This window comes from Methylorubrum extorquens (assembly GCF_024169925.1).
In the GTDB taxonomy this organism is placed as follows: domain Bacteria; phylum Pseudomonadota; class Alphaproteobacteria; order Rhizobiales; family Beijerinckiaceae; genus Methylobacterium; species Methylobacterium extorquens_A.
The window spans coordinates 4,359,314-4,376,157 of sequence record NZ_JALJXF010000001.1; the positions used below are offsets into that span (position 1 = coordinate 4,359,314).

Annotated in this window: 15 protein-coding genes; 7 read left to right on the forward strand and 8 right to left on the reverse strand. The window is 68.2% G+C overall.

The window, feature by feature from the left end:
* Positions 1-39 precede the first annotated feature (39 nt).
* A complete protein-coding gene (locus tag J2W78_RS20370) occupies positions 40-1,173 on the reverse strand; it encodes a glycosyltransferase family 4 protein (protein WP_253373420.1) in 1,134 nt (377 codons plus the stop codon).
* Between the two features lie 419 nt (positions 1,174-1,592).
* Here J2W78_RS20370 and rpmI point away from each other — a divergent pair, with 419 nt between their 5' ends.
* The 5 genes from rpmI (at position 1,593) to J2W78_RS20395 (ending at position 6,869) form a co-directional block, all read left to right on the forward strand.
* A complete protein-coding gene (gene rpmI / locus J2W78_RS20375; RefSeq protein WP_009863555.1) occupies positions 1,593-1,796 on the forward strand; it encodes a 50S ribosomal protein L35 in 204 nt (67 codons plus the stop codon).
* A 52-nt stretch (positions 1,797-1,848) separates the two neighbouring features.
* Entirely contained in the window at positions 1,849-2,214 is a 366-nt protein-coding gene (gene rplT, locus J2W78_RS20380; protein WP_012453520.1) for a 50S ribosomal protein L20, read from the forward strand.
* 184 nt (positions 2,215-2,398) lie between these two features.
* Entirely contained in the window at positions 2,399-3,478 is a 1,080-nt protein-coding gene (pheS, locus tag J2W78_RS20385; protein WP_253373421.1) for a phenylalanine--tRNA ligase subunit alpha, read from the forward strand.
* 64 nt (positions 3,479-3,542) lie between these two features.
* Positions 3,543-5,966: a phenylalanine--tRNA ligase subunit beta gene (gene pheT, locus J2W78_RS20390; RefSeq protein ID WP_253373422.1), complete on the forward strand. Its 2,424-nt coding sequence runs from the start codon at positions 3,543-3,545 to the stop codon at positions 5,964-5,966.
* A gap of 27 nt (positions 5,967-5,993) precedes the next feature.
* On the forward strand, positions 5,994-6,869 hold the full coding sequence (locus J2W78_RS20395; protein WP_253373423.1) for a DUF1186 domain-containing protein: 876 nt from the start codon (positions 5,994-5,996) through the stop codon (positions 6,867-6,869).
* Here J2W78_RS20395 and J2W78_RS20400 read toward each other — a convergent pair.
* Complete coding sequence (locus J2W78_RS20400; protein WP_253374101.1) at positions 6,817-7,635, reverse strand: HesA/MoeB/ThiF family protein; 819 nt, start codon at positions 7,633-7,635, stop codon at positions 6,817-6,819. The two genes, J2W78_RS20395 and J2W78_RS20400, sit on opposite strands and share 53 nt — an antisense overlap.
* A gap of 232 nt (positions 7,636-7,867) precedes the next feature.
* On the opposite strand from J2W78_RS20400, the gene dapE reads away from it, so the two are divergent.
* The gene (gene dapE, locus J2W78_RS20405; RefSeq protein ID WP_253373424.1) at positions 7,868-9,079 is read left to right on the forward strand and encodes a succinyl-diaminopimelate desuccinylase; all 1,212 of its coding nucleotides are present in this window, start codon (positions 7,868-7,870) and stop codon (positions 9,077-9,079) included.
* Here the strand turns inward: dapE and J2W78_RS20410 are convergent.
* The 6 genes from J2W78_RS20410 to recR all read right to left on the reverse strand — a co-directional run bounded on the left by J2W78_RS20410 (position 9,060) and on the right by recR (position 14,859).
* Complete coding sequence (locus J2W78_RS20410) at positions 9,060-10,214, reverse strand: hypothetical protein (protein WP_253373425.1); 1,155 nt, start codon at positions 10,212-10,214, stop codon at positions 9,060-9,062. The two genes, dapE and J2W78_RS20410, sit on opposite strands and share 20 nt — an antisense overlap.
* Positions 10,215-10,516: 302 nt before the next feature.
* On the reverse strand, positions 10,517-11,269 hold the full coding sequence (gene truA / locus J2W78_RS20415) for a tRNA pseudouridine(38-40) synthase TruA (RefSeq protein ID WP_253373426.1): 753 nt from the start codon (positions 11,267-11,269) through the stop codon (positions 10,517-10,519).
* Between the two features lie 13 nt (positions 11,270-11,282).
* A complete protein-coding gene (gene fmt / locus J2W78_RS20420; RefSeq protein ID WP_253373427.1) occupies positions 11,283-12,212 on the reverse strand; it encodes a methionyl-tRNA formyltransferase in 930 nt (309 codons plus the stop codon).
* Between the two features lie 10 nt (positions 12,213-12,222).
* Positions 12,223-12,738, reverse strand: coding sequence for a peptide deformylase (locus J2W78_RS20425; RefSeq protein ID WP_253373428.1), 516 nt, complete (start codon positions 12,736-12,738; stop codon positions 12,223-12,225).
* A gap of 111 nt (positions 12,739-12,849) precedes the next feature.
* Positions 12,850-14,136: a glycosyltransferase family 87 protein gene (locus tag J2W78_RS20430; protein WP_253373429.1), complete on the reverse strand. Its 1,287-nt coding sequence runs from the start codon at positions 14,134-14,136 to the stop codon at positions 12,850-12,852.
* Positions 14,137-14,253: 117 nt separating this feature from the next.
* A complete protein-coding gene (recR, locus tag J2W78_RS20435) occupies positions 14,254-14,859 on the reverse strand; it encodes a recombination mediator RecR (protein WP_253373430.1) in 606 nt (201 codons plus the stop codon).
* 327 nt (positions 14,860-15,186) lie between these two features.
* On the opposite strand from recR, the gene J2W78_RS20440 reads away from it, so the two are divergent.
* Positions 15,187-16,806, forward strand: a complete 1,620-nt coding sequence (locus J2W78_RS20440) for a phosphoenolpyruvate carboxykinase (RefSeq protein WP_253373431.1) — start codon at positions 15,187-15,189, stop codon at positions 16,804-16,806.
* Positions 16,807-16,844: the final 38 nt, after the last annotated feature.

The window sequence follows — 16,844 nt, forward strand, 5'->3', positions numbered from 1 at the left end:
GGCCCCGGCGAGGGGCCGACAAAGATTCCGTTAAGCCTTTCAGGCCGGCATCGCGGCGACGTGGATCGGGCCGTGGGCCGAACCGTTCAGTTCGCCGTACTGGGGCGAGAAGGCGCCGGCGGCGGGCATCTTGATGACGTTGCCCTGGCCGGCCAGGAGCTGCTCGTAGGCCGAGACGTACTTGCGGACCATGACCTCGGCGGTGAAGCGGCCCTCGAAATGGGCGCGGACGCCGGTACGCGGCAGATCCTTGACCTTGCGGCAGGCCTCGACCGCCTCGTCCATCGAGTTGACGATGAAGCCCGAGACGCCGTCCTTGATAACTTCCGGGACCGAGCCGTTGCCGAAGGCAATCACGGGGGTGCCGGCCGACATCGCCTCGATCATCACGAGGCCGAAGGGCTCCGGCCAGTCGATCGGGAAGGCGAGCGCGAGGGCGTTGCCGAGGAAGTCCTTCTTCTGCTCCTCGTTGATCTCGCCGATATACTCCACCAGCGGGTGGTGGATCATCGGCTCGATCTTTTCGTCCCAGTACTCTTGGTCGGCCTTATCGACCTTGGCGGCGATCTTCAGCGGCGTGCCGGAGCGGATCGCCATCTCGATCGCGCGATCGGGCCGCTTCTCGGGCGAGATGCGGCCGAGGAAGGCGAGGTAGCCGCCCTTGGTCTCCGGGTAGAAGGGGCAGTTCTGCTTGGGCAGACCGTGATGGATCGTGGCCAGCCAGTTGGAGCTGTCCGGCATCGGCTCGCGCTGGTTGTCCGAGATCGAGACCAGGGGCATGCCGGTGAACGTATTGTAGACCGGCATGAAGTCCGGCACGTCGAGGCGACCATGCATGGTCGTCAGGCACTTGTGGTAGAGATCCTCGAACATCGGATACTGCAAGAGATCGATGTGGAAGTGGATCACGTCGAACTCGTGCGCCCGGCGATGCACGTGATGCAGCATGGCGAGGTGGCCCGCGGTGTGGTCGCGGTAGCCGAGAAGGCGCAGGCCCTCCGGGTGGCAGGCGGCGAGCTTGGCCGAAGTCTGAGAATCACCGCTCGCGAACAAGGTCACGTCGTGACCCTGGCGGACGAGCTCTTCCGTGATCCACGAAACGACACGCTCGGTGCCGCCATAGAACTTCGGCGGCACGGCTTCCGCGAGCGGGGCAACCTGGGCAATGCGCACGAAGACGTCTCCTGTGACAGGAAAATGGGATGTTGGGCAGACTAATGGGGGACGCGGCCTGAGCGGGACATGAACGAAACAGACAGCCAAGGTTTATGGTTCCAGGCGGCGACTGGGGCGAGCGGCAATCTTTGCAAGCCCACGCAATACCGGTTTTCCACATATGTTGGTCGGCGGCCTCGGATTCGGCGATGCGCGCCTTGACGGTGGCCGAGACGCAATGCGCGTGCCTTGCCCATGGCGCAGGCTCCGCCAGCCGTCCAAGTCGATTGAAACCGCCGGATGTTTCTGCCATAAGCCGCCCGCGTTGAACCGCCCGGCCGATCAGGGCTGCCGTGGCGGTTCCCGTTGCTCCAGCAGCATTCAAGCGCGAAGTGCCGGCCGCCGGTCGGATCGCTGTCGCGTTTCAGGAGAGCCAAATGCCCAAGCTGAAGACGAAGTCGGGCGCCAAGAAGCGCTTCAAGGTTACCGGCACCGGCAAGGTGGTCTACGCCCAGGCCGGCAAGCGCCACGGGATGATCAAGCGGACCAACAAGCAGATCCGCAACCTGCGCGGCACGACGACCCTGTTCGAGGGCGATGCCGCCAACGTGAAGAAGTACTTCCTGCCGAACCAGCGGTAAGTTCTTCCACCCCTCGCGATCTGTTTTGTCTTAACGTTCCAGGAGATCTCCCATGGCCCGCGTCAAGCGTGGCGTGACCAGTCACGCGAAGCACAAGAAGGTTCTGAAGGCTGCCAAGGGTTATTACGGCCGCCGCAAGAATACGATCCGCATCGCCAAGCAGGCGGTGGAGAAGGGTCTGCAGTACGCCTACCGCGACCGCAAGAACAAGAAGCGCACCTTCCGCGCCCTCTGGATCCAGCGGCTCAACGCGGCGGTGCGCGAGCACGGCCTGACCTATTCCCGCTTCATCAATGCCCTGGCCAAGTCCGGCATCGAGGTGGACCGCAAGGCGCTCTCCGAACTCGCCATCCACGAGCCGGCCGCCTTCGCGGCGGTGGTCGAGAAGGCGAAGTCGGCCCTGCCGAAGGCCGCCTGATCGTTCCGCCGCACGGCGGAACGCTCGAAGCTCTGACAAGGCGCGGCGCGGCAAGCGCCGCGCCTTCTTCATTTCGGGCCGGGGCGTGTTTGCCCGACGGCCCCGGTCCGCCCCATTCGTGCGCTTGCAGGATTGCGAACGACGCGCGAAGGCAGCCCCGGACGACTGGCCAAGGACAGCGGTAATGGATCTCGACGCTCTCGAACGCGATCTTCTCGGGCAGATCGAGCAGGCCGGGGACGAGGCCGGCCTCGAAGCCCTGCGCGTGGCGGCGCTCGGCAAGAAGGGCAGCGTCTCGGAGCTGCTGAAGACGCTGGGCGCGATGACGCCCGACGAGCGCAAGGAGCGCGGCCCCCTCATCAACGGCCTGCGTGACCGGGTGCAGGGTGCGATCGCGCAGAAGCGCGAGGCGCTGGCGAACGCCGCCCTCGACGCGCGGCTCGCCGCCGAGCGGATCGACGTGACGCTGCCCTTGCGCGAGGCGCCGGAGATCCGCGGCCGCATCCACCCGATCAGCCAAGTGATCGAGGAGATCACCGCGATCTTCGCCGATCTCGGGTTCTCGGTGGCGGAAGGGCCCGATATCGAGACGGACGAGCTGAACTTCACCGCGCTCAACTTCCCCGAAGGCCACCCGGCGCGGGAGATGCACGACACGTTCTTCTTGCGCCCCGACCATCTCGGGCGGAGGAAGCTCCTGCGCACCCACACCTCGCCGGTTCAGGTGCGCACCATGCGCGCGGGGCAGCCGCCGATCCGCGTGATCATGCCCGGCCGCACCTACCGGCACGATTCCGACCAGACCCACACCCCGATGTTCCATCAGGTCGAGGGCCTCGTCATCGACCGCTCGGCCAACATCGCAAACTTGAAATGGGTGCTCGAATCGTTCTGCCGCGCCTTCTTCGAGGTCGAGAACGTGACGATGCGCTTCCGCCCGTCGTTCTTCCCCTTCACCGAGCCGTCGGCCGAGGTCGATATCCAGTGCTCGCGAAAAGGCGGCGAACTGCGCTTCGGCGAGGGCACGGATTGGCTGGAGATCCTCGGCTGCGGCATGGTCCATCCCAACGTCCTGCGCAGCGGCGGGCTCGATCCGGATCAGGTCCAGGGCTTCGCCTTCGGCATGGGCATCGACCGCCTCGCCATGCTCAAATACGGCATGCCGGACCTGCGCCCCTTCTTCGAGGCGGATGTGCGCTGGCTGGAGCATTACGGCTTCCGGCCGATCGACGTGCCGAGCCTGGTCGGCGGCTTGACCGCCTGAGTCCCGCCGCCCCGCCTTTCGATCCCGGCCCGGTCCGCTCCGGCGGCCGCGAGGATGTTCTGAGATGAAATTCACCCTCTCCTGGCTCAAGGACCACCTCGACACCGAGGCTTCGCTCGACGCGATTGCCGAGACGCTGACGCGGATCGGCCTCGAGGTCGAAGGCATCGAGGACAAGGCTTCTGCGCTTCGCCCCTACGTGATCGCGCGGGTGATCTCGGCCGAGCAGCACCCGAATGCCGACCGCCTGCGGGTCTGTCAGGTCGATGCCGGCGACGGCCAGCCGCTCCAGGTCGTCTGCGGGGCGCCGAACGCGCGCGCCGGGATGCTCTCGGTCTTCGCGCCGCCCGGCACCTACGTTCCGGGCAAGGCCATCACCCTGTCGGTCGGCACGATCCGCGGCGTCGAGAGCCGCGGCATGCTCTGCTCCGGCGCGGAACTCGGCCTCGGCGAGGATCACGACGGCATCCTCGACCTACCCGCCGACGCGCCGGTCGGCACGCCTTACGCCCTCTGGGCCGGGCTCGACGATCCGGTCATCGAGATCAACCTGACGCCGAACCGCTCGGATTGCACCTCGATCCACGGCATCGCCCGCGATCTTGCCGCCACCGGCCTCGGCACCCTCAAGCGCGAGCCGATGCCGCCGGTCCGCGGCGATGGCGCCTGCCCGACCCCTGTCACGCTGCAGTTCGACGCACACGACCGGGGCCTCTGCCCGCTCTTCGCGCTCCGCCTCGTGCGCGGGGTGAAGAACGGGCCGTCGCCCGAGTGGATGCAGAAGCGCCTGCGGGCGATCGGCCTGCGCCCGATCAATGCGCTGGTCGACATCACCAATTACATGACCTTCGACCGTGGCCGGCCGCTTCACGTGTTCGACGCCGGGAAGGTCGCGGGCGGCCTCACCGTGCGCCGGGCGGAAGACGGCGAGACCCTCGTCGCGCTCGACGGCAAAACCTACCGGCTCGATTCCGATGCGGTGGTGATCGCCGACGGCAACGGCGTCGAGTCGATCGGCGGCATCATGGGCGGGCAGGCCTCGGGTTGCGACGAGAGCACCACCGACGTGCTGATCGAGTCGGCCCTCTGGGACCCGCGCAACATCGCCCGCACCGGCCGGCGCCTCGGCATCATCACCGATGCGCGCTACCGCTTCGAGCGCGGCGTCGATCCGGCCTTCGCCCTGCCGGGCCTCGACCTCGCCACCCGCCTCGTGATCGATCTCTGCGGCGGCAGCCCGAGCGAGGCCACCATCGCCGGCGAGATCCCGGATCTCGACCGCGTCATCGACTTCCCCTGGACCGAGGTTCGCCGGCTCGCCGGCATCGAGTTGTCGCGGGCCGAGATGAAGGTGACGCTGGAGTCGCTCGGCTTCCACATCTCCGGCTCGGGAGACCGGGTGAAGGTGCTGCCGCCGTCCTGGCGGCCGGACGTGGAAGGCAAGGCCGACCTCGTCGAGGAGATCGTGCGCATCGCCGGCCTCGACCGGATCGAGCCGAAGCCGCTGCCGCGGATCGAGACGGTGGCGGTCGCGCCGATGCTGACCGTGCTGCAGCGGCGCGGGCGTCTCGCCAAGCGGGCGCTGGCGGGCCGCGGCATGCTGGAAGCGGTAACCTATTCCTTCATCGCGCACGACGACGCGAAGTTGTTCGGCGGCGGCAAGGCGGATCTGGCGCTGGCCAACCCCATCGCCGCCGACCTCTCCGACATGCGCCCGAGCCTCGTGCCGGGCCTGTTGCGGGCCGCACAGCGCAACGCCGACCGCGGCTTTGCCGACACCGCCCTGTTCGAGGTCGGCCAGTGCTTCGCCAGCGACGAGCCGGAGGGCCAGAGCTTGCGCGCCACCGGCCTGCGCCGCGGCACGGCGCGGCACGCCGGCTCCGGGCGCCACTGGAGCGGCGCGGCGGAGACCGTCGATGCTTTCGAGGCCAAGGCCGATGCGCTGGCGCTGCTCGCGGCCCTCGGCGTGCCGACCGGCGGCCTCCAGGTCGTGGCCGGCGGCCCCGACTGGCTGCATCCCGGCCGGTCGGGCACGCTGCAATTCGGGCCGAAGAACGTGGTCGGCCATTTCGGCGAGCTGCATCCGCGGCTCCTGAAGGCGATGGACCTCAAGGGCACATTGGTGGCCTTCGAGATCACACTCGATTCCCTACCGCTGCCGCGCCACCGGCCGACCAAGGCAAAGCCCGCCCTGGTGCTACCCGACCTTCAAGCGATCTCCCGCGACTTCGCCTTCGTCGTCCCCCGCGACGTGGCAGCGGCCGATATCCTGAAGGCGGCGCAGGGCGCCGAGCGCAAGCTGATCACCGGGATCGAGGTGTTCGACCTTTACGAGGGTGCCGGCATCCCGGAAGGCTCGAAGTCGGTCGCGGTCGCGGTGCGGCTGCAGCCGTCCGAGCGCACGCTCACCGACACGGAGATCGAGGCGGTGAGCGCCAAGATCGTCGCCGAGGTGGGCAAGAAGACCGGCGCGACCCTGCGCTCCTGATCGAGAAAGGCCGAGGGAGAGATGGTCATGGATGCGGACCTCGTCGCGGTTCTCACGCAAGAGAACCATCTCCCGGCCGAAGCGCTGAAGCGCGCCGCCCAGAACCCCGAGGCGATCGCCGAACCGGTGCTCGCCCTGCTGGAGCGGGCAGCCGAGGATGCCGAGGCGATCGCGGACGAGGAGACCAACCTCCTATTCTGGGGGCTGCACGCCCTGGCCGCAGCGCGCGACACGCGGGTCTTCCCGCTCCTGATGCGGCTGCTGCATCAGGACGGGGAGGCGGTGGAGGGGCTCCTCGGCGACGGCATCACCGAGGGCCTGTCGCCGGTGATCGCCTCGACCTTCGACGGCGATACCAGCGCACTGGCCCGGCTGATCCTCGACAGCACCGCCGACGATTTCGTGCGCGGCGCGGCCTTCAGCGCCCTGGGCTTCCTGACGCGGCAGGGCCGGATTCCGTTGGAGGAGACGGAAGCCCTGCTGGTGCGCTTCGACGAGGCGCGTGCCGCGGTGGAGGAGGGACCGGCCTGGACCGCCTGGGAGGAGACGATCGCCTATCTCGGGCTGGCCGGCCTGACCCCGCGGGTGGAGGCGGCCCGGCGCGACGGCCGCATCACCGACGAGTTCAGCGACCTTCCCTGGTTCCGCAAGACGCTTAGGCAGGCCAGCGCCGAGCCGCCGGATCTCAGTGCCTTCGACGCGCGCCACTACACCTATCTCGACGATCCGGTGACGACACTCGGTTGGACCGCGGAGAGCTACGGCCAGCCGGTCAAGAACCCGTTCAAGGATGTCGGCCGCAACGATCCCTGCCCCTGCGGCTCGGGCAAGAAGTACAAGAAGTGCTGCCTCAACGCCCTTGAGGTGAAGCCGGCTCCGGTGCGTCTGCCCGGCCTGTCCTGACCCCGTTCAGCGGGTTGTCCGGGTCCCAGGCATAGGCCAGCGTCTCGAACCGCATCGAGCGGGCATCCACCATCAGCAGGCGCCCGACCAGGGGCTCGCCGAAGCCGGCGAGCGCCCGGATCACCTCCATCGCCATCAGCGAGCCCATCACGCCCGCGAGCGCCCCGAGCACGCCGGCCTCCGAACAGGGCGCGACGCTGCCGGGCGGCGGCGGGCTCGGAAACAGGCAGCGATAGGTCGGGTTCGGCTCCCCCGTTGGGCCGGATTCGTGGGCGCGGATGGTGGTGAGCGAGCCGTCGAAGGCGCCGAGCGCCGCCGTCACCAGCGGTTTTCTAGCCGCGAAACACGCATCCGAGACGGCGTAGCGAGTGGAGAAATTGTCCGAGCCGTCGGCCACGAGATCGTATTCGGCGAGCAGGGCGGGAGCGTTCTCGGGCGTCAGGCGGCAGGCATGGGTCTCGACGCGCACATGCGGGTTGAGCCGGGCCACGGCGTCGGCTGCGCTCTCGACCTTCGGGCGGCCGACATCCGGCGTGCCGTGGATGACCTGCCGCTGCAGGTTCGAGAGCGAGACGGTGTCGTCATCGACGATGCCGATCGTGCCGAGACCGGCCGCGGCGAGATACTGGATCAGCGGCGCGCCGAGCCCGCCCGCGCCGATGACGAGCACGCGCCCGGCCTTCAGCCGGGCCTGACCCGGGCCGCCGACCTCGCGCAGGACGAGGTGGCGGGCGTAGCGTTCGACTTCTTCGGACGAGAGGGCCATGCGCGCCATGTAAGCGCGTCAGGCGGGTAGCGGAAGCGGCAGGGCCGTGCTGCGTGTGGAGTGGGTGCGTGCTACGGCTGGCAGACATCGAAGCGATGCGCCTCCGACCCGTAGCCCTCATCCTGAGGTGCCTGCGTGAGCAGGCCTCGAAGGATCCTTCAGGGACCGCACGGCAACTGGAAGATCCTTCGAGGCCTCCGCTGCGCTGCGGCACCTCAGGATGAGGGAGCGGATGGGAGACGCGATTGCGACCAAGCCACCGGGACCGCCCTTGTCCGACCACTCTCCCCTCGCCCTCGCCCAGGCGCTGATCCGCTGCCCCTCCGTCACCCCGGAGGAGGGCGGCGCCCTGTCCTTCCTGGCGGATCGCCTCGCGAGGGCGGGCTTCTCCGTCGAGCGCCCGGTCTTCTCGCAAGCCGGCACGCCGGACATCGAGAACCTCTACGCCCGCATCGGCACCGCAGGCCCGGTCCTCGTCTTCGCCGGCCATACCGACGTGGTGCCGCCGGGCGAAGAGGGCTCATGGACCCACAGACCGTTCTCGGGCGAAGTCGCCGACGGCTTCCTCTATGGGCGCGGCGCGGTGGACATGAAGGGCGGCATCGCCTGCATGCTCGCCGCGACACTCGCCTTCCTCGACCGGCACGGGCCGGATTTCGGCGGCTCCATCGCCTTTCTCATCACCGGCGACGAGGAGGGGCCGGCGGTCAACGGCACCGTCAAGCTGCTCGACTGGGCAAGGGCGAGGGGCGAGCGCTTGGACCATTGCCTGCTCGGCGAGCCGACCAACCCCGACACCCTCGGCGAGATGATCAAGATCGGCCGTCGCGGCTCGCTCACGGGCCGCATCACCGTGCACGGGCGCCAGGGCCACGTCGCCTATCCGCACCGGGCCGAGAACCCGATCCCTGGCTTACTTCGCCTCGCCTCGGCGCTGATCGCCGATCCCCTCGACGGCGGCACCGCGCATTTCGATGCCTCGAACCTCGAATTCACGACGATCGATGTCGGCAACCCGGCCACCAACGTGATCCCGGCCTCGGCCAAGGCCGTGTTCAACGTGCGCTTCAACGACGACTGGACCGCCGACACCCTCGGCGCCGAGATCCGGCGGCGGCTGGAGGCGGCGGCCGGCAACGTGGTGCGCTTCAGCCTCGACCTTCAGCCCTCGAACTCGCCCGCCTTCCTGACGCAGCCCGACGCCTTCGTCGAGTTGGTGGCCAATGCAATTCAAGCCGAGACCGGCCGGCGGCCGGTCCTCTCGACCACGGGGGGCACCTCGGACGCCCGCTTCATCAAGGATGCCTGCCCGGTGATCGAGTTCGGCCTCGTCGGACGGACCATGCACGAGACCGACGAGCGGGTGGCGGTAGCGGATCTCGACCGGCTCACCGCGATCTACGGGCGGGTGCTGGGGTGCTATTTCAAGGTTCCTTCGGCGTAGCGCCGGACGTTGTCGTACGGTTGCTGGATGCAAAGCGCCGACTATCTCCGCCAAGCCGTTCGCCCACGCGGATGTAGATCTGCCGCAGCCGGTGGACATGCGGATCGTCGAGGCGCACGACGATGTTGCAGACGATCGTTGCGTTATCCAGGCTCGACGGCCTGGGTCCGGCACCGGCCTGGGCGGACTCAGAGGAGTTCAGGAGAATGGCCCCGATCATCTGCAAGAGCCGAGGATCGTAGCAGGCAGGATCGAGCGCAACTCGCTCCAGGTCGAACAGGGTCCGGATCCCGAGCGGCCAGAGCTTGGTGAGCGCCTGTGGCCCGACCGAGCAGCATAGCTGCGCCTGCGCAACCCAATCCATAATCTGGTAGACGCCGAACGGCGTCTCGACGAACAGCATCAGTGGGTTCGCAGCGGCCAAATTCTGTGTAGACCGGATGTGGTAATCAGCAAGACGATCCCGAATTTCTGTATCGATACCATCGATGATCTCAATCGGCGTCGTCAGAGCCGACTTGTAGATGTCGTTGTTCTCGCGCTTGAAGCTTCCCAGATCGCTGCGCCAGAGCAAGGTGCGCGTCGCAGCCTCGGGCAGATACCCGATCGCGAAGGACAGGACGACGGTCGATGCGATGGAAACCGACTCGATGCCTACGGCATCGGTCACGGGCAGGATCAGGGCGAAGAGGAAGACCTGGGCGCCGACCAACCCAACTAAGAGGTTGTTGCACGCTCCGGCGAAGGACAGCGGGCTCAGATCGAAATTGTTGATTGCCCGGTAGAAGCTTCGAAGCATGAAGACATAGCCACCAGCGAAGGCCGCGCAGAAGGCCCAGGCCCAGCGCGATGCGGCACCGACCCCGCCCGAACAGTGCTCGGGACCGGCCGACGGATCGAGGCAACGCTGCAAGACGAGCGGCCACAGGATACCGGTGACGACGTAGCCAACGGAAAACAGCAGTAGGACGAGTGGGACAGCACCGATCACCCATGAAATGGCTGAATGGTCGCGTGGTGACGAGGCACTTGAGTCCAGCCCGAGACGATTAAAAAAGTATTTGTACTTGACGAACTCGAAAGAAGCGATGGGACTTTCGTTTTTCGACTCTGGCAGCGAGAAGACCGCAGACAAATCTCGAACGATCTCTTGCCTATTTATCTTTACAGACTGACGCATTCCAATGAATACGAGCGGCGGAAGCAAGCTTAGCGCGATTGCCGCTAGCAGAGGTGCCGCCGCGAAAGTCATGGCCCGAATCTCAACCTACCATTGAGAGCATAGGCGCAACTTACGCGCCCTGTGTCAACTTGAGATTAAGTCAGACCGCAAATCGGCTTTCTATGCTGAAGGCGCGTTCCGGGCCGGACGGAGGCAGGAGCCTGGCGAGAATGGCGCAATGACCGGTCCGGTCCGATGCCCAGTGCTTGACTGTCTTAGCAATAATCCACGCCGACGAAGGTCAGCCCGCAGGCCGGGGCCAGCGGCCCGCAACGGTGCTTGGCTCTTGTGGCCAGGATCTCTGCCACGTCGTCCGCGGAAAGACGTTTGCAGCCGGCGAGCATCAGCGTGCCGGCCATGGCGCGGACCTGATGGTGCAGGAACGAGCGCGCCGAGGTCGCGATCACGATCTCCTCGAACAGGCCCATCCGCTGGCGGGTCACGTCGAGCTGTTCCAGCGTGCGCATGGGCGATTTCGCCTGGCACTCGGCGGCGCGGAACGCCGAGAAATCGTGGTGGCCGAGGAGCCGTTGCGCCGCCACGTGCATCAGCCCGGCATCGAGCGGCCAGTGCACCTGCCAGACATGGGCGCGGGTCAGCGCGGCGGGGCTGCGCCGGTTGAGGATGCGGTAGCGGTAGTGCCGCCGGATCGCCGAGTGACGCGCGTCGAACTCTTGTCCGACGATCTCGGCGGAGAGGATGGAGATCGGCTGCGGGCGCAGATGTGCGTTGAGCGCGTCGCGGACAGTGTCGGTGCGCCAATCCTTGGCAAGGTCGAGATGGGCGACCTGATGGATCGCGTGCACGCCCGCATCGGTGCGGCCGGCGCAGGTGAGCCGCGCCGTCTCGCCGGAGAAACGGGTCACGGCGGTCTCGATGGCGGCCTGTACGGTCGGGTCGTCGGTCTGACGCTGCCAGCCGCGGAACGGCGCACCGTCGTACTCGATGACGAGCTTGTAGCGAGGCATCAGGCTTGCGCGCTCACCCGAGCCGCGCCCCCGCCGCCAGCCGCGCGCCGCGCAAGAACGCCTCCCCGCTGGCGGTGCCGCCCTTTCCGGCCCGACGCAGTTCGAGGAGCCGCACCGCGCCCGTGCCGCAGGCCACCGTGCCAGCGGCATCGAGCAGCGTGCCCGGTGCGCCGGAGCCCTCGGCAGGCAGGGCGCGCAGCACCTTCACCCGCTCCGGGCCCTTGCCCAGATCGGCCTCGAAGGCGGCCCCCGGAAACGGTGACAGCCCGTTGATGTGGCGCGCGACCTCGTGAGCCGGGCGCGACCAGTCGATCCGCGCCTCCTCGTTGGTGATCTTGTGGGCGTAAGCGACACCGTCTTCGCCTTGAGGCGTGAAAGCGAGGCCGTCCCGCTCCAACGCGGCGATCGCCCGCCCCATCAGGTCGGCGCCGAGCGGCATCAGCGCGTCGTGCAGCTCGCCCGCACTCATCCCTTCGGTGATCGCAAGACGTGCTTCCATCGCCACCGGACCGGTATCGAGCCCGGCCTCCATCCGCATCACGCCGACACCGCTCTCCGCGTCGCCCGCCATCACCGCCCGCTGGATCGGCGCGGCCCCGCGCCAGCGCGGCAGCAGCGAGCCGTGCAGGTTGAGGCAGCCGAAGCGCGGAAGGTCGAGGATCCTTTGCGGGAGCAGCATGCCGTAGGCGACGACCACCGCCACGTCCGCCTCATGTCCGGCGAAGGTCTCGGCGGCCCCGTCGCTCTTCAGCGTCGTCGGCGTCAGAACGGGCAGGCCCAACGCCTCGGCGCGGGCATGGACCGGAGAGAGCTTCAGCGCCATGCCGCGGCCGGCTCTGGCCGGGGCGCGGGTGTAGACGGCGGCGATCGTGTGACCGTCGGCGTGAAGACGATTCAGGGTGGGAACGGCAAAATCCGGCGTTCCCATGAAGACGATGCGCATCGGACCTTCGTCAGGCGGCGTCGCGCTTGGCGGCCTTGGTGAACTTCTTCATCACCCGGTCACGCTTCAGCTTCGACAGGTGATCGATGAACAGGACGCCGTTGAGGTGGTCGATCTCGTGCTGGAGGCAGGTCGCGAGCAGGCCGTCGGCCTCCTGCTCCACGGTCTGCCCATCGAGGTCCATGTAGCGCACCCGGACGCGGTCCGGCCGCTCGACCTCGCCGTAGAATTCGGGGATCGACAGGCAGCCCTCGTCGTAGACCCGCTTCTCCTCCGACACCCAGACGATCTCCGGGTTGAGGTAGACGGTCGGATTCTTCGCGTTCTCGTCCTTCGAGGTGTCGATGGTGACGACCCGCTTGGCCACCCCGATCTGGATCGCGGCGAGGCCGACGCCGGGGGCGTCGTACATCGTCTCGATCATGTCGCGGGCAAGCGTCCGGATCTCATCGGTGACGGCCGCCACCGGCTCGGAGGTGAGACGCAGCTGCGCGTCGGGCAGGATCACGAGGGGGCGGACGGTCATGGCTTCCGGGCTGGGATGGGCAAAAGCACGAGCAGGAGCCTGAAAAGGCGTTTCACCATCCGCAGATAGGCGGCAGCGCCGGGGCGGTCAAATACCCCGCGGGTGCATCCGTCACATCGCCACGGACGCCGGCGCCGGGGCCAGCACCGAACCAGCCCGTGCGGCCGAGGCCGGAGCACGCTCCCGCCGCAGGACGTGCCACATCAACGTGAGCAGGATCAGCAGAAATGGGCCGGGCAGCGACAGCGCGACGGAGGGCTCCGCTCCCGCCGCGACGAAGCGCTCGTTGATCGTCCCCGCGACGAAGCCATAGCCGCCGCTTACCCAGCTGAGACCGAGCAGGGCCGCCTGCTCGCGGCGGCTCGTGCGAGCGAGAAGATCGGGAAGCAGCAGGGCCAGACCGACGCCGTAGAGCGGCAGGTCGTAATCGTAGGCGTAGGGGCTTACGAGCAGGCCCGCCACGGCGGCGAGGCCGACCACCTGATGCCGCGGCAGGCCGCGCCGGAGCGCGAGCAGGACGAAGCCGAGCGCCGTGACGGCCGTCACCGCCTGCGCCGCGAGGGCGACCGACGCTGGCAGGCCGAGGCTGCGCAGCGAGGCGTAGACCGAGATCATCCGGAACAGGGGATAGAGGCCGGCGGCCAGGTTGGCCGACGCCTCGTCGGCGCCGCGCAGGAAGGCCAGCCAGATCGCGGGGCCGAGCACGGCGGTGGCGAGCGCCGCCGCTAGGCCGGCGGTGACGGCGGCGACGGCCAGGCACGCCCACCGCCGCATGGCCAGGGCGCAGACCGCGACGCCGACGGCGAGATGCGGCTTGATCACCATCAGGCCGAGCGGCAGGCCGGCCATCGCCCTCCCCTGCACCAGCCCGAGGCAGGTCAGGCCGATCAGCGTGCCCGTGAGGAACCCGTTCTGGCCGCAGGTCACCGTGATGAAGAGGACCGGAAACAGGGCGATCAGAAGGGCAGGAAAATGCGTGCCGGCGATCCGGCGCAGCACGAACAGGAACGCGGCGAGCGTCGTGCCGGTGAAGAGCAGGTAGGCGAGGCTGACCGGCAGGGTCGCGAGCCCGGCCACCACGAGGTTGAACGGCGGCGGATAGGCCCAGGGCAGGAAATCCTGCTGCCCCGTGAGCGCCTGCTGGACCCGCAACAGGGCCGGCAGGTGGTAGGCGTCCGCGATGTCGCCCCGCCACACCATCCGGCCCGCGATGTGGAGGATGTCGAAATCCGAGAGCCCCGCGGGGCCGAGAAGCCCGGTGAATCGCGCCGTCCGGCCCAGGATCACCACCGCGAGGGCCGCGAGAAGGGTGCGCACCACGAGGGGCGTCGCGAACCGCTCGTAGACCGTCGCTGGGCGGGGCCGGTTCTGCTCCACTGGCAACGATGCCGTTCGCATGACGGATCACCCGACTTGGACAAGACCGTCACGCGACGCGGCGGCCGATGCCGAGGCTATCCCGCTGCGACTTAAAGGGCGGTTAGAGCCGCGTCCCGACCTGCGCAGACCGCCGGCTCAGAACGCCGTGCGGCTGCGGATCGCCGCCGTGAGCGTGCCCTCGTCGAGGTAATCGAGTTCGCCGCCCACCGGCACGCCGTGGGCGAGGCGCGTGATCGTCAGCCCGAGATGCTTGATCGACTCGGTGAGGTAGTGGGCCGTGGTCTGGCCATCGACGGTGGCGTTCAGCGCCAGGATGATCTCCTTGACGCCCGGCTCGCTCGCCCGCTCCACGAGGCGGGCGATGGTGAGGTGTTCGGGCCGCACCCCGTCGAGCGCCGAGAGCACGCCGCCAAGCACGTGGTAGCGCGCCTTGACCGCGCCGGAGCGTTCCAGCGCCCAGAGATCGGACACGTCCTCGACGACGACGAGGGTGGTGGGGTCGCGGGTCTCGTCCCGGCAGATCGTGCAGGGGTCGCTGGTATCGACGTTGCCGCACGAGTGACACACGACGATGCGCTCGACGGCGACCCGCATCGCGTCGGCCAGGGGCGCGAGCAACGTCTCCCGTTTCTTGATGAGCTGAAGCGCGGCCCGGCGGGCGGAGCGGGGCCCGAGGCCCGGCATGCGCCCGAGAAGCTGGATCAGGCGCTCGATCTCGGGGCCGGCGACGGCTTGGGGCATGCGGGTGCGAAACGGCTGTGGCTGAGGAGGGGCGGCGGGCGCCCTCCCTCACATAGGCGTTCCATCGGGATTTTGCCGCCGGGATTTTGCCCGTTCAGGATTGCGACAGCTTGGCCGCGGCATGGGGAGTCGGCGCACAAATTTTATTTGAGCCCATACCAAGGATTAGTTGACGGCCAAGCCGGAGACCGATCCATTGAACGGACGGGGCGGAGAACCTGCGTGCGGCGGCCCTGAGCGACCGCACGGACGCCCCACCGAGAACGCGAAACAGCCGGACCGACCGGCGTGACGGCGCGATCAGGGGCCGTGAGGGAGGAACTATCCGTGAAGACCATCGGTGAATTCAACGCGGCCCACGGTCCGGAAGCGATCGGCCTGACCGATCTCGCCGCCGTCCACTGGAACCTGGAGGCGCCGCGCCTCTACGAGGAAGCCTTGCAGCGCGGCGAGGCAGGGCTCGCCCGCGGCGGTGCGCTGGTGGCGACCACCGGCAGCCATACCGGCCGTTCGCCCAAGGACAAGGTCGTGGTGCGCGACGCCAGCACCGAGAACGAGATCTGGTGGGACAACAACGGCTCGATCACGCCCGACCAGTTCGCGACGCTGCTCGACGACTTCCGCGCGCATGCCCGCGGCAAGGAGCTGTTCGCCCAGGATCTGTTCGGCGGCGCCGACCCGGCCCACCGGGTACGGGCGAGGGTCTATACCGAGTTCGCGTGGCACTCGCTGTTCATCCGCAACCTGCTGATCCGCCCCGAGCGCGACGAGCTCGCGGCCTACGTGCCGGAACTGACGATCATCGACCTGCCGAGCTTCCAGGCCGATCCGGCCCGGCACGGCTGCCGCTCCAAGACCGTCATCGCCATCGATTTCGCGCAGAAGATCGTACTGATCGGCGGCTCGGCCTATGCCGGCGAGATGAAGAAGTCGGTCTTCACCTACCTCAATTACGTGCTCCCCGGCGCGGGCGTGATGCCGATGCACTGCTCGGCCAATGCCAGCCTCGACGAGACCGGTGATTCGGCCCTGTTCTTCGGCCTGTCCGGCACCGGCAAGACCACGCTCTCGAACGATTCCTCGCGCCAACTGATCGGCGACGACGAGCACGGCTGGAGCCGGGACGGCATCTTCAACTTCGAGGGCGGCTGCTACGCCAAGACCATCCGCCTCTCGCGCAACGCCGAGCCGGAGATCTACGCCACCACCGAGCGCTTCGGCACGGTGATGGAGAACGTCGTCATCGATCCCGTGAGCCGCGTGCCGGATTTCGACGACGCGACGCTGACCGAGAACACCCGCTGCGCTTATCCGCTGGACTTCATCGCGAATGCCAGCGCCACAGGCCGGGCCGGGCATCCGAAGAACATCGTGATGCTGACCTGCGATGCCTTCGGCGTGATGCCGCCGATCGCCAAGCTGACGGGCGCGGAGGCGATGTACCACTTCCTCTCCGGCTACACCGCCAAGGTGGCGGGCACCGAGCGCGGCCTGACCGCGCCGGAGGCGACCTTCTCGACCTGCTTCGGCGCGCCGTTCATGCCCCGCCACCCGAGCGTCTACGGCAACCTGCTGCGCGAGCTGATGGCCGAGCACGGCGTCGATTGCTGGCTCGTCAACACCGGCTGGACCGGCGGCGGGGTCGGCACCGGGCGGCGCATGCCGATCCGCGTCACCCGCCGTCTGCTCTCGGCGGCGCTGGACGGCTCGCTGGCGCAGGTCGAGTTCCGCCGCGACCCGTATTTCGGCTTCTCGGTGCCCGTCGAGGTGCCCGGCGTCGAGACGCAGGTGCTCTCGCCGGTCGAGACCTGGACCAACAAGGCGGCGTTCGCCGACACCGCCACGCGCCTCGTCACGATGTTCCGTGAGAACTTCAAGCGCTTCGAGAGCCACGTCGATGCCGACGTGCGTGCCGCCGAGCCGGTCGCCGCCCAGATCGCGGCCTGAGCGATCACAGCCCCTCCCTGCGCGAGCGGGGAGGGGAC

Coding starts and splice junctions, on each gene's coding strand:
- rpmI (WP_009863555.1), top strand. CDS start 1,593: ATGCCCAAGCTGAAGACGAAGTCGGGCGCCAAGAAGCGCTTCAAGGTT.
- rplT (WP_012453520.1), top strand. CDS start 1,849: ATGGCCCGCGTCAAGCGTGGCGTGACCAGTCACGCGAAGCACAAGAAG.
- pheS (WP_253373421.1), top strand. CDS start 2,399: ATGGATCTCGACGCTCTCGAACGCGATCTTCTCGGGCAGATCGAGCAG.
- pheT (WP_253373422.1), top strand. CDS start 3,543: ATGAAATTCACCCTCTCCTGGCTCAAGGACCACCTCGACACCGAGGCT.
- J2W78_RS20395 (WP_253373423.1), top strand. CDS start 5,994: ATGGATGCGGACCTCGTCGCGGTTCTCACGCAAGAGAACCATCTCCCG.
- J2W78_RS20400 (WP_253374101.1), bottom strand. CDS start 7,635: ATGGCCCTCTCGTCCGAAGAAGTCGAACGCTACGCCCGCCACCTCGTC.
- dapE (WP_253373424.1), top strand. CDS start 7,868: ATGGGAGACGCGATTGCGACCAAGCCACCGGGACCGCCCTTGTCCGAC.
- truA (WP_253373426.1), bottom strand. CDS start 11,269: ATGCCTCGCTACAAGCTCGTCATCGAGTACGACGGTGCGCCGTTCCGC.
- fmt (WP_253373427.1), bottom strand. CDS start 12,212: ATGCGCATCGTCTTCATGGGAACGCCGGATTTTGCCGTTCCCACCCTG.
- J2W78_RS20425 (WP_253373428.1), bottom strand. CDS start 12,738: ATGACCGTCCGCCCCCTCGTGATCCTGCCCGACGCGCAGCTGCGTCTC.
- J2W78_RS20430 (WP_253373429.1), bottom strand. CDS start 14,136: ATGCGAACGGCATCGTTGCCAGTGGAGCAGAACCGGCCCCGCCCAGCG.
- recR (WP_253373430.1), bottom strand. CDS start 14,859: ATGCCCCAAGCCGTCGCCGGCCCCGAGATCGAGCGCCTGATCCAGCTT.